The sequence below is a fragment of the Helicobacter pylori SA221C genome (assembly GCF_000476855.1).
Classification (GTDB): Bacteria; Campylobacterota; Campylobacteria; order Campylobacterales; family Helicobacteraceae; genus Helicobacter; species Helicobacter pylori_DK.
In genome coordinates this window covers 1-1177 of record NZ_CBPT010000038.1, presented here as the reverse complement: position 1 = coordinate 1177, position 1177 = coordinate 1, and the positions used below count along the sequence as shown (strand labels likewise).

Sequence of the window (1177 nt, the reverse complement as noted above, 5' to 3'; positions counted from 1 at the left end):
CATGGACGCATTAACAACGCCCTCAAATTGGCAAAAAGTGAGGCTTGGGGATATTGGCAAACCATGCATGTGTAAAAGAGTTATGAAATATCAAACAACACGATATGGTGAAATTCCATTCTATAAAATAGGCACATTTGGCAACACCGCTAATGCCTTTATTTCAAAAAAGCTATTTTTAGAATACAAAACGAAATATTCTTTTCCAAAAAAAGGCGATATTTTAATTTCTGCTTCCGGAACTATTGGTAGGGCAGTCATTTATGACGGAAAACCCGCTTATTTTCAAGACTCAAATATTGTTTGGATTGACAACGATGAAACATTAGTAAAAAATGATTTTTTATTTTATGCTTATTCTAATATTAAATGGAATACAGAGCATACAACTATCTTAAGACTTTATAATGATAATTTTAGAAATACTTTAATCCCCCTACCCCCTCTAAACGAACAAATCGCTATCGCTAACATTTTAAGCGATTTAGATCATTATCTTTATTCTTTAGACGCCCTCATTCTTAAAAAAGAGAGCGTTAAAAAAGCTTTAAGCTTTGAACTATTGAGCCAAAGAAAACGCTTGAAAGGCTTCAATCAAAATTGGCAAAGAGTGAGGCTTGGGGATATTGCCAACTATTTAACATCAAATTTAAGTGCAGAACAAATCACGCAACAAGGAAAAATTAAAGTCTATGATGTGAATAATTTCATAGGCTATACAAATACAACTTTCATTAGTGATAAGCCTTATATTTCTATTGTTAAAGATGGAAGTGTGGGCAGAGTAAGGATTTTGCCACCTAAAACAAATATTTTATCTACTATGGGAGCGTTAATTGCTAATCATAGAACAACAACAGAGTTTTTATTTTATTTGTTATCTAATTTTGATTTTAAAAATTTCACAAGTGGTAGCATAATACCGCATATTTATTTTAAAGATTATAAAGAAAAGACTATTTTTTTACCCCCCCTAAACGAACAAATCGCTATCGCTAACATTTTAAGCGATTTGGATAATGAAATCATTAGCCTTAAAAACAAAAAACGCCAATTTGAAAACATCAAAAAAGCTTTAAACCACGATTTAATGAGCGCTAAAATCAGGGTTTTAAAAAAAATTAACGCCCCAAAAGTCAAGGACAAACCCGCTTCATAAGGAAACCCCTAAGCTTTT

At 31.9% G+C, this 1177-nt stretch carries 1 protein-coding gene; it reads left to right on the top strand.

Annotated elements, in window-relative coordinates; genetic code table 11:
- Position 1: 1 nt before the first annotated feature.
- The gene (locus tag QU01_RS07850; protein ID WP_050579765.1) at positions 2–1159 is read left to right on the top strand and encodes a restriction endonuclease subunit S; all 1158 of its coding nucleotides are present in this window, start codon (positions 2–4) and stop codon (positions 1157–1159) included.
- Positions 1160–1177: the final 18 nt, after the last annotated feature.

Coding starts and splice junctions, on each gene's coding strand:
- QU01_RS07850 (WP_050579765.1), top strand. CDS start 2: ATGGACGCATTAACAACGCCCTCAAATTGGCAAAAAGTGAGGCTTGGG.